We start from the raw sequence: 17301 nt of genomic DNA, 5'->3' as shown, positions 1-17301 counted from the left end.
GTCATCGACTGCACCAGCAAGGAGGAAGTGTGACCGCGCTCAGCACCGAGGCAGCCAACTTCGGCTGGCTCCTGGACAACTTCGTCCGGACCGTGCCCGGCACCCGCCACACACTCGTGGTGTCTGCGGACGGTCTTCTCATGGCGATGTCCGAGCAGCTCGACCGCACCAGCGGCGACCAGCTCGCGGCCATCGTCTCCGGGATGTCGAGCCTGACCCGTGGCGCCGCGCGCCAGCTTCGTGCGGGGGAGGTGCGTCAGGCGATCATCGAGATGGACAACTTGTTCCTCTTCCTCATGAGCGTCTCGAACGGCTCCGTCCTCGCCGTGGTCGCGGAGTCCAGCTGCGACGTGGGCCTCATCGGCTACGAGATGGCGATGCTCGTCTCTCGTACCGAGGCGACCCTCACGCCGCAGCTCATCTCCGAGATGCGTGGTCAGCTCCCTGTCGACGGCGCCACGCGCGCGCCGGTGGCCTGAGGCCACGGAGAGAGACTGACTCATGAGCGAGCACATCGAGTACGAGGCCAGAACGGTCCGGCCCTATGCCGTGACCGGTGGCCGCGTGCGCTCGGCGCGCTCCGACCTGCCTCTCGAGGCACTGGTCGAGGTGATGCCCGGCGCCGTCGCGAGCCAGGGTCTGCCGCCCGAGAAGCGGGCGATCCTGCAGCATGCAGCGTCCAACTACATCTCGGTGGCAGAGCTCTCCGCTCTGCTCCACCTGCCGCTCGGAGTGATCCGGATCCTCGTATCCGATCTGTCTGACCAGCAGTACGTGCGCGTGCACACCTCACAGCCGGTCGAGGTCAACACCGGTGAGTCCCCTGCCCTGTCCCTCAGCGTGCTGGAGAGTGTTCTCAATGGCATTTCCGCCCTCTGACGCCGCTGTGGCCGCTCCGGCGGGCACGGCAGGAAGCGTCGCACCCACGGTCGTCAAGATCGTCGTCGCCGGCGGGTTCGCCGTCGGCAAGACGACCTTCATCGGCTCCATCTCGGACATCGAGCCCCTCAACACCGAGGCCGCGATGACCGAGCACTCCGTCGGCGTCGATGACGCCGGTGGCGTGTCCGACCGCAAGACCACCACGACGGTGGCGATGGACTTCGGTCGCATCGCCCTGCCGGGGTCGCTCTGGCTCTACCTGTTCGGCACCCCTGGGCAGGACCGGTTCCTGTTCATGTGGGACGACCTGGTCCGCGGCGCCATCGGCGCCGTCGTCCTGGTCGACACCGACCGGCTCGACCAGTGCTTCCCGGCCGTCGACTACTTCGAGAGCCGTGGCATCCCGTTCGTCGTGGGTGTCAACTGCTTCGACGGCGTCGCCAAGCACCAGCTGGACGACGTCCGTGAGGCTCTCGCCATCCCGGCGCACGTGCCGGTCCTCTACACCGACGCCCGGTCGCGCGCGGCCACGAAGCAGGCGCTCATCTCGCTCGTGCAGCTCGCGATGGAGCGTCTGCGCAGCCGGTGACCCTCGAGGTCCCACCCGACCGCGGCCGGCCCCTGCAGGGGGGCCGGCCGCCGTCGTTGGTCGACGAGGTGGGGGATCATGGGGGCGTGACCGCCTCGTCCTCCGTCCCGTCGCCACGTCCGGCCGGCGACGACGGGACCCCGGAGCTGCCACAGCCCCGCGCGGCCCGCGACGACGAGCCGCGCACGGAAGTCGCCGCCGACGTGCCGACGCCGGCCGCCACCGTGCCGGACGACGCGGTCGCCGGGACCGAGGTGCGCACGACGCGCGTCTACGCCGACGGCTCGGCCCTCTCCCGGTACCTCGACGGCGCGCCGTGCCGCACGCAGTGGCTCGCGTGGGCCGCCGACCACGAGGCGCAGCTGATCACGACGCCCCTCGGCCTGACGGAGCTGCGCCGCGTGGCGCGCCCGCGGGGCGTCGAGGCGAGCGGCGTGGCGCACGACGTCGAGGCGCGGGTGGAGGTGATCCGGTTCTCGGACCAGACGCTGCGTGCGGCCACGAAGATCTCCGGCGTGCTCCCGCCGTTCATCGCACTGCACATCGGGGCCGCGCTCGCCCACCCGGACGTGGCGAGCGTCGCGACGTACGACGTGCAGCTGGCGCAGGTGTCGGCGCTGCACGGGCTCGAGGTCGTCTCGCCGGGCTGGCCGACGGGGTGGTGGGAACGGGCCGGGTGAACCCGCTGCTCAGACCCTTCCGCGCAGCCTCGGTCCGGCCTAGTTTCAGAAAATGACGGAGACGGCTGGTGCGCGGTCCGATGCAGTCCTGACCCCGGGGTCTCCGCGCCCCGTCCCGCCGCTGCGGCCGCACCGCCGGCGGGCCGCCGACCCGGTCACGCACCTGACTCGCGACGAGCGAGCCGCCCGCGGCGCGGCTGCCCGGGTGCTGCTGCCGCGCGAGGCGCTCGCCGACGTGGGGTCGGGGTTCTCGCGGCCCGACCCCATCGAGCTGCTGGTGTCCCAGGGCCACTCGCGGCTGCCCGAGCTGGTGCCGCTCCGCTACGGCCGGATGGTGGCCACGCCGTTCACGTTCTACCGCGGGGCCGCGCTGATCCAGGCGTCGGACCTGGCGGCGACCCCGGACTCCGGCCTCGACGTGCAGCTGTGCGGTGACGCGCACCTGTCGAACTTCGGGCTGTACGGGACGCCGGAACGCCGGCTCCTGTTCGACCTCAACGACTTCGACGAGACCTTGCCGGGCCCGTTCGAGTGGGACGTCAAGCGGCTGCTGGCCAGCGTCGAGATCGCCGCGCGCGGCAACGGCTTCGGCCGCAAGGAGCGCCGCGACATCCTGCTGAGCGTGGCCAAGATGTACCGGACGACCATCCGGGAGTTCGCGGCGAAGCCGAACCTCGAGGTCTGGTACGCCCGGCTCGACGTCGACGACTTCCTGTCGAAGAACGGCGGCGGGTTCCGCAAGGCGGAGACCAAGGGTGCCCAGTCGACCGTGAAGAAGGCGCGCTCGCGCGACCACCTGCAGTCGGTGACGAAGCTGACGGAGCTGGTCGACGGGCACCGCCGCTTCCGCTCGGACCCGCCCCTGGTCACGTCGATGACCGACCTGCTCGGCGAGGAGGGTGCCGCCCGCTTCGCGGCCGGGATGCAGGACCTGGTGCGGGCCTACCAGGCGAGCCTGCAGCCGGACCGCCGGCACCTGGTGGGGCAGTACCGCATCGTCGACATGGCGCGGAAGGTCGTGGGCGTCGGCAGCGTGGGCACCCGCGCGTGGATCCTCCTGCTGGAGGGCGTCGACGTGGACGACTACCTCGTCCTGCAGGCCAAGGAGGCGCAGGCCTCCGTGCTCGAGCAGTTCCTCGGGGCCAGCGAGTACACGCAGTCGGGGCAGCGCGTGGTCGAGGGCCAGCGGCTCATGCAGGCGGCCAGCGACATCATGCTCGGCTGGCAGCGCAACGAGGGGCTCGACGGCGTCACCCGGGACTTCTACGTCCGCCAGCTGCGCGACTGGAAGGGCTCGGCCGTGGTCGAGACCATGGCGCCGACCGGCATGCGCGACTATGGCGCGCTGTGCGCGTGGACCCTGGCCCGTGCCCATGCACGGTCGGGGGACCGCGTCGCCATCGCCGCGTACCTCGGCGGCTCCAAGGCGTCGGACGAGGCCTTCGCCGACTTCGCCGACGGCTACGCCGACCGCACCGAGAAGGACCACGCGGCGCTGGCCGACGCCATCGCCTCGGGACGCCTCGAGGCGGTCCAGGGCGTCTGAACCCGGGTCGTCAGCCCCGCCCGAGCGCCGTCACTGCCTCCGCCACGAGCGCGGGGTCCGTCGTGGTGTACCCGGACGAGCCGCCGCCGGGACCACCCGACTCGTCGACGTGCCGGCTGGCGGACAGGTGCACGGCGTCGACCCCGGCGGCGACGAGGGCCGGGATGTCCGCGGGGCGCACCCCGCCCCCGGCCATCACCTGCAGGCGACCGGCGGCCAGGGCGACGGTCGACGCGAGCCGCTCGACCCCGTCGATGCTGCGGGCCGCACCCCCGGACGTCAGGACGCGGACGATGCCGAGCGACGCGAGCGCCTCGACGGCCGGCCCCAGCGCCGGCACCGTGTCGAGCGCCCGGTGGAACGTGACCTCGCGCCCGTCCGCTGCGTCGACCAGCCGCCGCAGCGCCGCGTCGTCGACGGCACCGGCCGGGGTCAGGGCACCGATGACCACGCCGGCCGCACCCGCGCGGACAGCGACCTGCACGTCCCTGACCTGCACGTCGATCTCGTCGTCGGTGTAGACGAACGACCCCGCGCGCGGCCGGACGAGGACGTGCACGCCGACCGCCGACGGGACGGCAGCGAGGACGGCGTCGAGCAGCCCGACCGACGGCGTGATGCCCCCGGTCGCGGCGAGCGCGGCGCAGAGCTCGAGCCGGTCGGCCCCCAGCGCGGCCGAGACCGTCGCGCCGGAGACGTCCTGGACGGCGATCTCGAGGAGGGTCACGCCCACGACAGCAGCGGCTCGCCGGCGGCGACGGTGTCGCCGGGGCGGGCCAGGCGGGTCACGGCGTCCGACGGAGCCTCGAGGCCGACGACGGGGCACACCGGCGAGCGGCCGCCGGCGGCGACGACGCCGGGGTCCCACGTCACGACGACCTGACCGGCGCTCACCACCGCCCCCTCGGACGTGTGCAGCGTGAAGCCCGACCCGCCCAGCTCGACCGTATCGATCCCGAGGTGCACCAGGACGGCGCGGCCGTCGTCGTGCTGGACGACGAACGCGTGCGGGTGCAGCTTGAGGATCGTCCCGGCGATCGGGGCGATCACCTCGGACGCGGAGGACTGCACCGGGTCGAGGGCGAGGCCGGGCCCGACCAGCTCGGCGGAGAAGACCGGGTCGGCCACCTCGGAGAGCCCGAGCACCTGGCCGGCGACGGGCGCGAGGACGGTCAGCGCGCCCATCAGCGCAGGTCCTCGATGTCGGACGCGAGGGTGTCCGCCTCGGGCCCGACGATCACCTGCACGGCGACGCCCGAGCGCACCACGGCGATGGCGCCGGCGGCCTTGAGCCCGTGCTCGTCGACGAGCGACGGGTTCTCCACCTCTACCCGCAGCCGCGTGATGCAGGGCTCGAGATCGAGGACGTTGGCGTCCCCGCCGAGCGCCGCGAGGATCTGCTCCGCCTTGGTCATGTCCGTACTCCTCACATCAGCTCGTCGAGGTCGGTCGCGATGAGGTCGACGTGCGGGCCGACGACCACCTGCACCACGCGCCCGGAGATCATCACCCCGAACGCGCCGGCGGCCCGCAACCCGGCCGCGTCGACCCGTCCCGCGTCGCGGACGAGGGATCTCAGTCTCGTGGTGCACGGCTCGATCTCGTCGATGTTGTCCACGCCGCCGAGCGCGGCGAGGATCGCCGCGGCCTGGTCCTTGCTCTGGGGCTTCATCGCCCACCTCCGGATGCTGCCGCGGACGCGGTCGCGTCGACGGTGCTGGTGGTGTCGGAGCCGGCGGGGGCCGGTCCGGGGACTGTGGTGGCGCCGCGCCCGCGGGGGACGATCGCGGGGCGCGGGGCGCGCAGCGGGACCCACACGCTGTAGCGGTCCGCGCGGTAGCAGGCGCGGGAGAACATGATCGCCGAGTCGACGGAGTACGTCCGCCGCTCGGCGCGCAGCACCGCGCGGGCGTCGCCGAGCCCGAGCAGCGACGCCTCGGTGTCGGTGGCCTCGTCGGCGGACAGCGTGTCCTCGCCCCACTCGGGTGCCAGGCCGAGGTCGCGCAGCGCCTCGTACATGCTGGGGGGCGGGCCGGCGTCGAAGAGCGTGGGCGCCAGCGCGACGGGGACCCAGACCTGCTCGATGCAGATGGGTGTGCCGTCGGCGCTGCGGACGCGGTAGAGGAAGTGCACCTTCTGGCGCGGCTCGATCTCGAGCGCGGTCGCGACGTCCGGCGTCGCGGCGACCACCTGCGCGGTGAGCACCGTCGTCGCCGGCTCCATGCCCCGGCGGCGCATCTCCTCGCCGAACGTGGTCAGCCGCATCTCGAAGTCGATGCGCTGGGGTGCGACGAACGTGCCGCGCCCCTGCTCGCGGACGAGGACGCCGTCGGTGACGAGGGTGTCGACGGCCTGCCGCACGGTCATCCGCGACAGCCCGAACTGCTGGCTCAGGTGGCGCTCCGACGGGATGGCGTCGCCCACCCGGAGCTCCTGCGCGACAAGGGTGGCCAGGTGGTCGCGCACCGTCAGGTACTTGTGCGCGGCGCCCTGCTCCGACTCGTCCACGTGCGGCCCACTCCCTCGTGCGGCGCGGACCGGCGGCAGCCAGGACCCGCGGGGCTGCCTCGCGACGTGACCCTTGACACATCATGAGGTCTAGACCAGTCTGCTCGCAACTGGTCCAGACCAGACACCCCCCCCAGAACTTTCCGGACCACCCAACGAGGAGTGCTCCATGACCACCGTCACCGCGGACACCGCCGAGAAGCGAGGCATCCCCGGCCTCGCGCAGCTGCAGCGCATCGGCCGCTCGCTCATGCTTCCCATCGCCTCCCTGCCCGCCGCGGCGCTGCTGCTGCGGCTCGGCCAGCCCGACATGCTGGGCGCCGACGGCCTCGGCGCCCACCTGCCGTGGATGATCCCGGTGGCGGCCGTCCTGGCTGCGGCCGGCAACGCGCTGTTCGCCAACCTGCCCCTGCTCTTCGCGGTCGGGGTCGCGGTCGGGTTCGCCCGCAAGTCCGACGGGTCGACGGGCCTCGCGGCGGTCATCGGCTACCTCGTCTTCAAGGGCGTGAGCGACGCCCTCTCGCCGTACACCCTGGAGAAGGCGGGGGAGGGCGAGACGCAGGAGCTCATCAACTACGGCGTGCTCGGCGGCATCGTGATCGGCCTGGTCACGGCGCTGCTCTTCCAGAGGTACTACCGGATCAAGCTGCCCCCCTACCTGGCGTTCTTCGGCGGCCGCCGGTTCGTGCCGATCGTGACCGCCGGGGTCTCGGTGCTCGTCGCCGTCGCCGGCGCGCTCATCTACCCCGCGTTCAACTCCGGATTCACGGCGGTCGGCGACTGGGTCACGGGCTCGACCATCGTCGGCGCGTTCGTCTACGGCACGCTCAACCGGCTGCTCGTCCCGCTCGGGCTGCACCACATCCTCAACTCGCTGCCGTGGTTCCAGTTCGGCACGTACACCAACGCGGACGGCGTGGTGGCGCACGGAGACATCAACCGGTTCCTCATCGGCGACCCCACCGCGGGCACGTTCATGACCGGCTTCTTCCCGATCATGATGTTCGCGCTCCCCGCCGCCGCGCTCGCGATCGTGCACACGTCCAAGGCGAAGAACCGCAAGGTGATCGCGGGCATCATGGGCTCCGCCGCGCTGGTCTCGTTCGTCACGGGCGTCACCGAGCCGCTCGAGTTCGCGTTCGTCTACGTGGCCTACCCGCTGTACGTCATCCACGCGATCCTCACCGGCACGTCGCTGGCGCTGGTCAACGCGCTGGGCATCAAGGACGGGTTCGGGTTCTCCGCGGGCGCCATCGACTACGTGCTCAACTACCGCATCGCGACGATGCCGCTGCTGCTCATCCTCATCGGCCTCGGCTACGCGGTCGTGTACTACTTCCTGTTCCGGTTCGTCATCACGCGCTGGAACCTGCGGACGCCGGGCCGTGAGGACGACGACGAGGACACCGCGGCCACGCCGGGCACGACGACGGTCGAGGGCGCCGCGTCGCCCGGCTCCACCGACCGACCGGAGCCGGCGGCCGAGAAGGTCGACGAGCCGGCCGCTGCACGATGACCACCGCGGTCGCCGCAGTCGCGCTGACCCTGAGGGGGTTCGGGGTCAGCCCGGGCCGCCGGGTGGGTGTCGTGGCGCGCATGCCCGACGCCCCGCCGGCGCCGTCCCCCGAGCCGTCGGCTCCGGGCACGAACCTGGGGGCGGCGGCGACCGCGGTGGACGCCGCGGCGGCGCAGGTCAGGGACGCCCTGGCCCGCGCCGCCGACGCGGCGACCGGCGAGGCCGCGGAGATCCTCGCGGTGACCGCGGCGATGGCCGCGGACGCGTCGCTGGCCGACGAGGCCCGCCGACGGGTGGTCGAGACGCGCGCGACGCCCGTTCGCGCCGTGTGGGACGCGGCCGAGCTGGTCGCGGAGCAGCTGCGCGCGCTGGGCGGCATGTTCGCCGACCGCGCGCGCGACGTGCAGGACGTGCGCGACCGGATCATCGCCGAGCTGCTGGGCCTGCGTCCCCCGGGCGTCCCCGACCCCGGCGAGCCGTTCGTGCTGGTCGCGCGCGACCTCGCCCCCGCCGACACCGCCCGCCTCGACCCCGCTCGGGTGCTCGCGATCGTCACCGCCGGCGGTGGGCCGACGGCGCACACGGCGATCCTCGCGCGCGCGCTCGGCATCCCCTGCGTGGTCGCGGTGGCCGGCGCGCTCGACATCGCCGACGGCGAGACCGTCCTGGTCGACGGCTCCACGGGCGACGTCGTGCGCCACCCGTCGGCCGACGCCGTCGAGCGCGCCGCCCACGTCAAGCCGCGGTCGGCGCGCCTGGAGCACCCGGGCCGCACGGCCGACGGTCACCACGTCGCCTTGCTGGCCAACGTCGGCGACCCCGCCGGAGCCGTCGCCGCGGCGGCCGCGGGCGCGGAGGGCGTCGGGCTGTTCCGCACCGAGTTCGGTTTCCTCGGCCGGACCACCCCGCCCGGCATCCCGGAGCAGGAGGCGGCCTACGCGCAGGTGTTCGACGCGTTCCCGGGGCGACGCGTCGTGATCCGCACGCTCGACGCGGGCGCCGACAAGCCGCTGCCGTTCGTCACGGCCGACGGCGAGCCCAACCCGGCCCTGGGCGTCCGGGGGCTGCGCACGTCGTGGTCGCACCCGGACGTCCTCGACGACCAGCTCGAGGCGATCGCGCGGGCCGCGGCGTCGTCGTCGGCGGTCGTCTGGGTCATGGCGCCGATGGTCGCGACGGCCGACGAGGCGGACGCCTTCGTCGGCCTCTGCGCCGCGCACGGCCTGGCGCAGGCGGGAGTCATGATCGAGGTGCCCGCCGCCGCGCTGCGGGCCGGCGACCTGCTGGACCGGGCCCGCTTCGCGAGCCTGGGCACCAACGACCTGACGCAGTACGCGATGGCGGCGGACCGCGAGCTCGCCGGGCTCGCGCGCCTGTCGACGGCGTGGCAGCCCGCCGTGCTGACGCTGGTGCAGCTGGCGTGCGCCGGGGGCGCGTCGCGGGAGCGGCCCGTCGGGGTCTGCGGCGAGGCGGCGGCGGACCCCGTGCTCGCGCCGGTGCTCGTGGGCCTGGGGGTCACGTCGCTGTCGATGACGGCGCGGGCGCTCGCGGACGTCGGCGCCGTGCTCGCGTCGGTGACGCTGGAGGAGTGCCGCGCGCTCGCCGCGCTCGCCCTCGCGCAGCGCACTGCCGCGGAGGCGCGGACCGAGGTGCGGGCGGCGCTGCCGGCGCTGGAGGAGCTCGGGCTCTGAGGCCCGGCGGCGTCGGTCAGGCGGTCTGGCGCAGGAACTCCTCCAGCGCGTCGATCGAGGCGGCCGCGTCGGCGTCGTCGTCGGCCGTGGCGAGGACGACCTCGTCGCCGGCGCCCACGCCCAGAGTCATGATCGCGAGGATCGACGCGGTGGCCACGGGCGTGCCGCCAGTCTTCGCGATGGTCACCTTCGCGGGGAGCCTGCCGGCCGCGGCGACGAACTGGGCGGCGGGGCGGGCGTGCAGCCCCTCGGGAAGAGCGACGACGACGGAACGCTGCATGGCCTGCCTCCAGGACGGGTCGACGATGACCCTGACGACTCTACTGGTCTAGACCATGTTCGCGCGAGTGCTTGTGGGAGACTCGTGCCGCGGCGGGCCCCGGCCCGTGCGGGAGGGCTGTCTGAGCGGCCGAAAGAGACGGTCTTGAAAACCGTTGGAGCGGGACAACCCCGTTCTCGTGGGTTCGAATCCCACGCCCTCCGCCAAAGCCCCTGAGAAGCCCGAACGCCTGGCTACCGCGGAGCCTGAGGAACGCCTGGGGTGCGACGTGACCGGGTTCTCCCGGAGATGGGTAGACCGGACGGGCGGACCGAGCCGAACTCCCTGGACCCGGGCACCTCGCGCCCCTTAGCGTGCGACGGTCAATGGGGGTGACATGGGCCGCGATCTCATCAGGCGTCCGAACGGCGACCTGGCCACGCTCGCCGATGATGCCCGGAGCACGGCGACGATCGGCTTCGGTGGTGAGGTGTTCTCGTGGGCGTCGTTGCCTGCGGACTCGCGCCAGGCCGCCAAGCACAAGCGTCCCGTGCTCGCCGAGCAGGTGGGAACGGACGCGGGCTACGAGCACGGGGGCGACGAGATCGTCCAGGTGATGCGCGGCTGGCGGGCCCACCGCGACGCCCTGTTCGTCGTCGTCGCCACTCGCCCCGTTCACCCGAGGCAAGGCGACGCGGTGCCGGTCGGGCCCTGGCGGCACATCTCGGTCCGCAGGTTCGATGTGGTCGGCGAGCCCAAGCGGCGCCTGGGGTGGGTGCCCGCGGGCGTCGTTCCCGGCCAGGTCGCGGCGGTAGGCGCGCGCGACCCGGTGATCGCGCCGCACCACACCGCGCGGCAGGCGGCGGCCGCCCACACGTGGCCGCACCTGCCGGCGCAGGTCCGGCAGGGACTGGGCCGCGCCGTACCGGTGCCCGACGACTGGCTGGGCGAGCTGGTCCAGCGCCGAGGCGGCTCCGTCCTGAGCCATTCGATCACCATGATCCGTCGCGACGAGACGCGCGCCGTCGTGGTCGTCGCCACGCGCGAGCGCCAGCTGACGCCGGGCCTGAGGCCCGCGGACGAGGAGGCTGCCCTGGCAGGGGCGGACTGGCTGGTCGAGCAGCTGACGTTCGAGCTGCAGCCGCAGAAGCTCCTGGATCCGGTGGGTCCCGTTGCGAGGATGTCATGGACCTGACGCACTACGAGGTGCTCGGGGTCGCTCCGGACGCTGACGGCGAGACGATCCGCGCCGCGTACCGGAAGCTGGCGCGCGAGACCCATCCGGACGTCGGCGGCAACAACGACGACTTTGTCGCTGTCGCCGCCGCGTGGGCAGTGCTGTCCGACCCGGACGCGCGGGCCCGATACGACGGCGGCCTGGGCGACGCCGACGGCTGGGGCGAGGACGTCGGCCTCACTACCGGCGCACCCCGCAAGCCCTCGCCGCCGCCGACGGAGCCAGCGCGGCCGTCGCGCGAGCGGGTGGACGAGTGGACGTCGGGTCGGCGAGCGCTGCCGCCGATGACCGAGGAGCTCGGGTGGTTGCCGCCCCCGGTCGAGGCGCCCTCCCTCGTGGTGCGGGTGGCCTTTGTCCTCGTGTACGTGTCGGTCGCGATCGTCGTCGCCATGTCGTTCGCCCAGGCTCAGAAGGACGACAGGGCCCCCTTCGTGTTCACCGTGGTGTACGCGTTCCTGCTTGCCGTCGCCGCTCTGCGTCGCCGGGACGCCGCGATGGCCCCGAGGGAGTCCCGGAAGGAGGCCGCGGTCATCCTGTGGTCGCTCGTCGGGGCATTTCCCCTGCTCGTCGTGTTCTTGATGACGAGCGCGCTCACCGGAGAGCGTGCGCCCGCGCCCCTCTTTGCCACCGCACTGGGCATGGCTGGCTGCCTCGTCGTTGGCCTGCGCACGGAGCGCCAGACTCGCCGAGCCCGGCGTTGGTACCCCGCGGTGGCTGCGATGCACGAGCGGCGCGCACTCGCGGAGGCCTGGGACGCCTTTCTCGCAGCACAGGAGCTCTACCAGGACGTCGCCCGCGTCGAGCCAGGAGTCCTCGGGCCGATGCGGCGCCCGATCTGGGCTCTGGTCCCGGTCACTGGCGGCGAGCTGCTGGCTAGCGCGCCCATCAAGGCGCCTGAGGCGTGGGCGGCCACGCTACGGCTGACCGGTGTGGACGCCGACTCCGCTTCGGGGCAACCCGCGAGCGCTTAGCCCTCGTGTCAAGGACAGGGAACCTGGGCTCGCGATGTGTCCCTACGCCATGTCCAGCCGCGGGCGGTCCCGCACTCGCCTCGCGCGAGGTCCCGGACGCCCCCGAAGTCGACGTCCTGGTCCGTGAGGGTCTCGCAGCGCCGCGCCGGGAGCCGACCAGCTCGTGGAGTACCTCGCCAGGGCGTGCGGCGAACTGAGAGATTGACGACCGCCAGTCGGCCGGCTAGGCCCAGACTCGACTTACAGCGGACTCACGCGGCGGTCCTCAGGCAAAGTCACACCGCATTGACGCAGGTCATCGAGTGGGCACCAGCGGTCTTGAGAACCGTTGGAGCAGGACGACCCCGTTTCTCGCGGGTTCGAATCCCACGCCCTCCGCCCCGAGGAGCACCCGACGAATCGCCCATGGCCACGCGACCTCGTCGGTGAGAGCATCGAACGCGCTCACACGCGCGCGGCAGGTTCAACGACAACGACAACGACGTCGATGGAGGACTCATGTCTCGGTGGCACGTGCGGCTCGGAACGACGATCGCGGCGGCGGGGCTGATCGCCGCGTCGGGGATGCTGGCGGTGCCGGGGGTCGCCGGCGACCGCCACGGTGACCACGGCGGCGGCAACAGCAACCGGTACAAGGACATCCAGCTGCTGGCCATCAACGACTTCCACGGCAACCTGGAGCCGCCGGCCGGCTCGTCGGGCACGGTGACCCGCCTGCAGCCGGACGGGACGACGCTGGCCCAGACGGTCGGCGGGGTCGGCTACCTCGCGACGCACCTCGCCCAGGCCCGTGCGGGCCACGACCGCTCGCTGACGATCGCCGCGGGGGACCTGATCGGGGCCAGCCCGCTGCTCTCGGGCGCCTTCCACGACGAGCCGACCATCGAGGCCATGAACGCGCTCGAGCTCGACGTCACCAGCGTGGGCAACCACGAGTTCGACGAGGGCTCGACCGAGCTGAAGCGGATGCAGAACGGCGGCTGCCGCACCAACGCCGACGGCACGCCCGCCGCCGACAGCTGCCCCGGCGGTCCGGGGACGTTCACCGGCGCCGACTTCCCGTTCCTGTCCGCGAACGTCGTCGTCACCTCGACCGGCAAGACCCTGTTCAAGCCGTACGTCGTGAAGAAGGTCGACGGCGTGAAGATCGGCTTCATCGGGATGACGCTCAAGGGCACCCCGGACATCGTCACCGCGGCAGGCGTGCAGGGTCTCTCGTTCCTCGACGAGGTGACCACCGCCAACAAGTACGCCCAGCAGCTCCAGCGCGAGGGCGTGCAGTCCATCGTCGTCCTGCTGCACCAGGGCGGGACGCCGGCGAGCAGCGCCTACAACTACGACTGCAACGCCGGCGGCGTCCTCGGGCTGAGCGGGGCCATCGTGCCGATCGCCCAGCAGATCAGCCCCGCCGTCGACCTCATCGTCACGGGCCACACGCACACCGCGTACACGTGCAACATCCCCGACCCGAACGGGCAGCCGCGGATGGTGACCAGCGGCTCGTCGTTCGGCCGGCTGTACACGGACATCGAGCTGAAGTACGACCCGCGGACCAAGGACATCGTCCGGCCGTCGGTCGTCGCGACGAACATGCCGGTCACGCGCGACGTCCCCGCGGCGCCGGCGGAGACCGAGATCATCAGCCGGTACACCACGTACCTCGGGCCCATCGCCAGCCAGGTGGTCGGCTACATCGGCGGGTCGATCCTCGGCCGCGGCTGCACCCCGACGATCTGCGCGGCGTCCGGCGAGACCCCGGCCGGCGACCTCATCGCCGACGCGCAGCTCGAGGGCATGAACGCCGACCCGCTCAGCCCGGACGGCGCCGACTTCGCGATCATGAACCCCGGAGGCATCCGCGGTGACTTCGTCTGCGTACCCGCCGACGCACCCTGCGCCCAGAACTACGGCCAGGCGTTCACCGTGCAGCCGTTCACCAACATCATGAACGTGGTCGTTATGTCGGGCGCGGACGTGATCACGATGTTCGGCCAGCAGTGGACCACGCAGAACGGCGCGAACAAGATCTTGCAGGTCTCGGCCAACGTCAGCGAGGTCATCCGTCCGACGGGCGCCGTCAACGAGAACCGGCTGGTCTCGGTCGCGATCGACGGAGTTCCCGTCGACCCCGCCGCGACCTACCGAGTCGCCATGAACGAGTTCCTCGGTGGGGGCGGCGACAACTTCACCGCCATCCGCAACGGCACCAAGGTCTTCGTCGGCCAGAGCGACCTCGACGTGCTGATCGCGTACCTGGGTGCGCACAGCAGCCAGGCGTCGCCGTACCCGGTCCCGGTGGGCGGCCGGATCACGCTCGGCTGACCACGCACGAACAGGCCCGCCCCCCGAGGGGAGCGGGCCTGTCCGGCGTGCGTGCGGGAGGTCAGCCCGCGCTGGGCAGCGAGGCCACGAGGCGGGTGCCACCACCGGCGACGTTGGTCGCGGTGTTGTTGGTGACGGCCCGCAGCAGCGGCGAGAGCGCCTTCCAGTCCTTGTTCGCGTTCGCGGCCTGCGTGGCGTCGCAGGTGTGCTCGCAGAACAGCGACTGGGTGCTGGAGCGGACGAGGACGTGCGCGCCGTAGTTCTGGAGCGCGTGGCCGAGGGCCTTGCCCTCCGGGGTCAGGTTCATCGCGTCGATGTTGACCGAGCTCGGGATCGAGAACAGCTGGCCCATGGGGATGGTGCCCGAGTACGCCGTGGTGCCGTTGGCGTCCTGGGTGCGGGCGGGCCAGACGGCGCCGGACTTGAGCTGGGCGTCGGAGATGCCGAGCGCGAGCGTGTGCTTGATCGAGAGCTTCTTGAGCTCCTGCGTGCGGATCAGGCCGGCGTAGAACGAGACGCCCGAGGCGCGGGCGCCGTCGGTCAGGCCGTTGGTGCGCAGGTCCGTCTTCACGATGCGGGTCGACGTCCACTTGTCGGTGCCGACGTTCGTCATCTTGTAGAACTCGTAGCCGGTCACGCCGTCAGGCTGGATGACGCCGACGTGCTTGTCCGTGCCGTAGGTCGGAGCCGTGTTGCGCGGGACGCGCACCGAGACGACCTGGCCCGTGTTCGGGTTGGTGACGGTGGCCACCGGGTCGCTCGTCGTGGCGTAGAAGACGGCGATCGACCAGCGGGCCGAGTTCAGCGTCGGCGTGGTGAGCGCGAGCTTGCTCGTCATCGGGCCGGTGGCGGCCTCGAACTTGGCGCCCGAGCCGATCGACGTGTTCCACGGCGCGTCCGACGAGAACGGCAGCTGCGACACGTCGCGCGTCGGCGTCGGGGTGGGCGTGGGGGTCGGCGTCGGGGTGGGAGTCGGCGTCGGGGTGGGCGTGGGCGTGGGCGTCACGATCGGCGTCGTGACCATGCCGGCGGGGACCGTCAGCGCGGTCGTGCTCGACGGCGCGTTCCAGTCGACGACCGTGCCGTGGCTCGAGACGACGTAGCCGGAGTCGTGCACCCAGACGGCCGGGCACGTGGCGGCGACGGAGTTCGACCACTTGGTCGTGCCGTCCTTGGCGACCAGCACGAGCTTGCCGCCGGTCCGCAGGTCGAGGTGCGCGCCTGCACCACCCTGCTGGACCCACTTGCGACCGCCGGTGGTGGCGTTGGCCAGCGTGAGCGAGCCGTCGGTCGCGAGCGTGAGCTTGAACGTGCCGTTGGCCGACGAGAGGCTCTTGCCCGCCGTGAGCGAGCCGCCCTCGACGAGCTGGTTGGCCTTCGCGGCCGCGCAGGTGGTGGTGGCCGTCGTGGTGGCGGCCGAGGCGATCGAGGGTGCGGCGACCGTGGCGACGATGCCGACGGCGAGCGCAGAGAGGACCGCGAGGGGTCGGGGGACAGAGAACATGTTTGGCTCCAGAGATCGGGTCAAAGAACACGCAAATGCTCCGACTAGGCGCTTCAGGGCATCCGGGCGAACAGCAAGTATTAGGGGCTCTATCGGACGTTCCGACTCCGGCTTGAGGGGCGTGATCATGGGGATCTGGTGGCTGTGAGGACGCTGTGAGTTCCATGTGAAAGGCCTCCTGGTCGCGTGACCAGGAGGTTTGACAAAATGTTCGTCGGATTTGCCCACAATGCGCCTGTTACTCAAGTCACACAGGAAATTCCTAAATGTGGCGCACGTCACACGCCGTCGGACGCGGGTGAGAACCCGACATTCGTCGCAGAGCGTGACAGCGCTCCCATACCGCGCATCAGGCGGCGGGCGCGACCCGTCCGGCGCGGACCACCACCAGAGCTGCCACCCCGAGGGCCAGCACGACGGGGGACCCCACCTCGAGCGCGAGCAGGAGGCCGGAGGTGGTCGCCAGCACGCCGATGCCGAGGGCGGCGGCGGCCTGCAGCACGTAGGCGACGACGTAGGAGGCCGACAGCACGGCGGCGCGGTGGTGCACGGGTGCGCTGGCCGTCACCAGGCCGAGCCCGCCCGAGAACAGGAGGCTGTACCCCGCGCCGGCGACGACGGACGACGCGAGGAAGAGCGGCAGCGAGTGCGCGAGGCCGGCGCCGACCAGCAGGCCGAGGCCGAGGATGGCGGCCGGCGGTCCGAGGGTGACGGCGGTGCGCGGGGTCAGGCGGCGGGCGAGCACGGCGACGACCCCGATGACGACGGCGGAGACCGAGATGATCGCGCCGCCGACGAAGGCGTTCTCCGAGTGCACCAGGTCGCGGGCGATCTGGGCGCCCAGGGCCAGGAAGATCGCTCCCATCGCGTAGGCGCCGCTGACCGCGAGCGTCCCGGCGACGAACGGGCCGCGGGCGTCGCGGGGCACGTGGGGCCGGCGGGGGCGCCAGGGGCCGGCGGTCTCGTCGCGCGTGTGCCGGGGCAGCCACCACACCAGGGCCGCGCTCGCGGCCGTCGCCACGACGAGCACCCAGAACGCGAGGTGGGTGGGCCACGGGCCGTACTGGACGAGCGCGCCGCCGACGAGGGTGGCCAGCGCGAGGCCCGTCGCGGTCGCCGCGGTCGTCGTCGAGCTGGCGCGCGACTCGCGGCCGGGGCTGCTGAACTCGATCATCGCCGCAGTCGCGGGGCTCAGGGAGAGGCCGACGCCGACGCCCATCAGCGCGCGGCCCACCAGCACCCACGCAAGGTCCGGCGCGAGCCCGAACGCCAGCGCGCCGAGGCCCAGGGCAGCGAGGCCGGCCAGCATCGTCGCCCGGCGGCCGATGACGTCGGAGAGGTTGCCGAACAGGACGAGGGTGGGCACGAGGACGAGCGGGTAGACCGCGAAGATCAGCGTCGTCGTCGTCGGCTCGAGGCCCCACTCGCGGGCGTAGAGCGGATAGACGACCGTCGGCGCGCCGCTGGCCCAGAGGGCGAGTCCGGCGACGAGCGCGGCGGTCCAGAAGCCTGCGCGTCGGCTGAGCTGGGGCACGAGGGTCTCGATTCCTGAGTAGGTTTCGCCAACTTAGCATCCTGACTAGGTTTTACCAATAC

18 protein-coding genes and 1 tRNA gene are annotated in these 17301 nt (G+C 72.4%); 11 read left to right on the top strand and 8 right to left on the bottom strand.

Features of this window, described 5'->3' with window-relative positions:
• Positions 1–29: 29 nt before the first annotated feature.
• The 5 genes from AC1DT4_RS06060 (at position 30) to AC1DT4_RS06040 (ending at position 3697) form a co-directional block, all read left to right on the top strand.
• Positions 30–479, top strand: a complete 450-nt coding sequence (locus AC1DT4_RS06060; protein ID WP_028051268.1) for a roadblock/LC7 domain-containing protein — start codon at positions 30–32, stop codon at positions 477–479.
• 22 nt (positions 480–501) lie between these two features.
• The gene (locus AC1DT4_RS06055) at positions 502–879 is read left to right on the top strand and encodes a DUF742 domain-containing protein (RefSeq protein ID WP_456824043.1); all 378 of its coding nucleotides are present in this window, start codon (positions 502–504) and stop codon (positions 877–879) included.
• Entirely contained in the window at positions 860–1471 is a 612-nt protein-coding gene (locus AC1DT4_RS06050; RefSeq protein WP_055916480.1) for a GTP-binding protein, read from the top strand. Before AC1DT4_RS06055 ends, AC1DT4_RS06050 begins: the two co-directional genes overlap by 20 nt.
• An 86-nt stretch (positions 1472–1557) precedes the next feature.
• Positions 1558–2151, top strand: coding sequence for a type II toxin-antitoxin system VapC family toxin (locus tag AC1DT4_RS06045; RefSeq protein ID WP_477088872.1), 594 nt, complete (start codon positions 1558–1560; stop codon positions 2149–2151).
• A gap of 52 nt (positions 2152–2203) precedes the next feature.
• Positions 2204–3697, top strand: a complete 1494-nt coding sequence (locus AC1DT4_RS06040; protein ID WP_477088871.1) for a DUF2252 domain-containing protein — start codon at positions 2204–2206, stop codon at positions 3695–3697.
• Positions 3698–3707: 10 nt separating this feature from the next.
• Here AC1DT4_RS06040 and AC1DT4_RS06035 read toward each other — a convergent pair whose 3' ends face one another.
• The 5 genes from AC1DT4_RS06035 to AC1DT4_RS06015 are packed head-to-tail and all read right to left on the bottom strand — an operon-like array spanning position 3708 to position 6205.
• A complete protein-coding gene (locus AC1DT4_RS06035; RefSeq protein WP_477088870.1) occupies positions 3708–4430 on the bottom strand; it encodes a copper homeostasis protein CutC in 723 nt (240 codons plus the stop codon).
• Positions 4421–4882, bottom strand: a complete 462-nt coding sequence (locus AC1DT4_RS06030; RefSeq protein ID WP_477088869.1) for a PTS sugar transporter subunit IIA — start codon at positions 4880–4882, stop codon at positions 4421–4423. Before AC1DT4_RS06030 ends, AC1DT4_RS06035 begins: the two co-directional genes overlap by 10 nt.
• A complete protein-coding gene (locus tag AC1DT4_RS06025; RefSeq protein ID WP_477088868.1) occupies positions 4882–5112 on the bottom strand; it encodes a PTS sugar transporter subunit IIB in 231 nt (76 codons plus the stop codon). Before AC1DT4_RS06025 ends, AC1DT4_RS06030 begins: the two co-directional genes overlap by 1 nt.
• Positions 5113–5123: 11 nt before the next feature.
• Positions 5124–5369, bottom strand: coding sequence for a PTS sugar transporter subunit IIB (locus tag AC1DT4_RS06020; protein WP_477088867.1), 246 nt, complete (start codon positions 5367–5369; stop codon positions 5124–5126).
• Complete coding sequence (locus tag AC1DT4_RS06015) at positions 5366–6205, bottom strand: GntR family transcriptional regulator (protein ID WP_477088866.1); 840 nt, start codon at positions 6203–6205, stop codon at positions 5366–5368. Before AC1DT4_RS06015 ends, AC1DT4_RS06020 begins: the two co-directional genes overlap by 4 nt.
• A gap of 169 nt (positions 6206–6374) precedes the next feature.
• On the opposite strand from AC1DT4_RS06015, the gene AC1DT4_RS06010 reads away from it, so the two are divergent.
• Together AC1DT4_RS06010 and ptsP are read left to right on the top strand one after the other, a co-directional pair.
• On the top strand, positions 6375–7721 hold the full coding sequence (locus tag AC1DT4_RS06010; RefSeq protein WP_477088865.1) for a PTS transporter subunit EIIC: 1347 nt from the start codon (positions 6375–6377) through the stop codon (positions 7719–7721).
• Positions 7718–9412 carry a phosphoenolpyruvate--protein phosphotransferase gene (ptsP, locus tag AC1DT4_RS06005; RefSeq protein ID WP_477088864.1) on the top strand — a complete coding sequence of 565 codons (1695 nt, stop codon included), beginning with the start codon at positions 7718–7720 and terminating at the stop codon, positions 9410–9412. The genes AC1DT4_RS06010 and ptsP overlap by 4 nt, the downstream gene beginning before the upstream one ends.
• Positions 9413–9428: 16 nt before the next feature.
• Here ptsP and AC1DT4_RS06000 read toward each other — a convergent pair whose 3' ends face one another.
• Entirely contained in the window at positions 9429–9692 is a 264-nt protein-coding gene (locus AC1DT4_RS06000; RefSeq protein WP_477088863.1) for an HPr family phosphocarrier protein, read from the bottom strand.
• Positions 9693–9803: 111 nt separating this feature from the next.
• On the opposite strand from AC1DT4_RS06000, the gene AC1DT4_RS05995 reads away from it, so the two are divergent.
• The 4 genes from AC1DT4_RS05995 to AC1DT4_RS05980 all read left to right on the top strand — a co-directional run bounded on the left by AC1DT4_RS05995 (position 9804) and on the right by AC1DT4_RS05980 (position 14201).
• Positions 9804–9898, top strand: a tRNA-Ser gene (locus tag AC1DT4_RS05995).
• A gap of 170 nt (positions 9899–10068) precedes the next feature.
• The gene (locus tag AC1DT4_RS05990) at positions 10069–10866 is read left to right on the top strand and encodes a hypothetical protein (protein WP_477088862.1); all 798 of its coding nucleotides are present in this window, start codon (positions 10069–10071) and stop codon (positions 10864–10866) included.
• An 11-nt stretch (positions 10867–10877) separates the two neighbouring features.
• Positions 10878–11879, top strand: coding sequence for a J domain-containing protein (locus AC1DT4_RS05985; RefSeq protein WP_477088861.1), 1002 nt, complete (start codon positions 10878–10880; stop codon positions 11877–11879).
• A gap of 498 nt (positions 11880–12377) precedes the next feature.
• A complete protein-coding gene (locus AC1DT4_RS05980) occupies positions 12378–14201 on the top strand; it encodes a bifunctional metallophosphatase/5'-nucleotidase (protein ID WP_477088860.1) in 1824 nt (607 codons plus the stop codon).
• 61 nt (positions 14202–14262) lie between these two features.
• On the opposite strand, the gene AC1DT4_RS05975 is transcribed toward AC1DT4_RS05980, so the two are convergent.
• Together AC1DT4_RS05975 and AC1DT4_RS05970 are read right to left on the bottom strand one after the other, a co-directional pair.
• On the bottom strand, positions 14263–15705 hold the full coding sequence (locus tag AC1DT4_RS05975) for a hypothetical protein (protein ID WP_477088859.1): 1443 nt from the start codon (positions 15703–15705) through the stop codon (positions 14263–14265).
• 349 nt (positions 15706–16054) lie between these two features.
• Positions 16055–17239 carry an MFS transporter gene (locus AC1DT4_RS05970; RefSeq protein WP_477088858.1) on the bottom strand — a complete coding sequence of 395 codons (1185 nt, stop codon included), beginning with the start codon at positions 17237–17239 and terminating at the stop codon, positions 16055–16057.
• Positions 17240–17301: the final 62 nt, after the last annotated feature.

This window comes from Cellulomonas sp. P4_D11, assembly GCF_056401915.1.
Note: the sequence above shows the minus strand (reverse complement) of the source record. Positions and strands in the feature narration are given on the sequence as shown.